The sequence below is a fragment of the Streptomyces sp. SID12501 genome (genome assembly GCF_010550245.1).
GTDB lineage: Bacteria > Actinomycetota > Actinomycetes > Streptomycetales > Streptomycetaceae > Streptomyces.
In genome coordinates this window covers 1-476 of record NZ_JAAGLU010000512.1, presented here as the reverse complement: position 1 = coordinate 476, position 476 = coordinate 1, and the positions used below count along the sequence as shown (strand labels likewise).

Genomic DNA, 476 nt, shown 5'->3' with positions numbered 1-476 from the left:
GTCGATGGTCTGCGCCGCGATGACGCGCCACGCCGTGACGGGCTGGTCCTGGCCGATGCGGTGCACGCGGTCGATCGCCTGCGTCTGCTCGGCGTCGGTCCACGGCAGCTCGGCGAGCACGAGGTTGGACGCGACCTGCAGGTTCAGCCCGACGCCCGCCGCCATGAGCGAGCACACGACGATCTGCACCTCGGGGTCCTCGACGAACGCGGTGACCTTCTTCTCGCGCTGGCGCGGGGTCTGGTCGCCACGGATCGACGCGTGCTTGAGGCCGCGCTCGGTGAACAGCTGCTCGGCGGCGTCCATGACGTCGACGTGCTTGGCGAAGAACACGACCTTGCCGACGTTGCGCGCGAGCTGCGCCGCGTAGTCCGCCGCGAGCCCGGCCTTCGCCTGGCCGATGCGGCGGACCATCGTGAAGACGTTCTCGCCCTTCTTCTTCGACGACGCGTCCTTGAGCTCGGCGGCCGCGACGC

The 476-nt window shown here is 70.4% G+C and carries 1 protein-coding gene; it reads right to left on the bottom strand.

What is annotated here, in order from left to right:
* The coding region (locus tag G3I71_RS47030) for a C-terminal helicase domain-containing protein (protein WP_164325077.1) at positions 1-476 on the bottom strand (476 nt) is incomplete at both ends.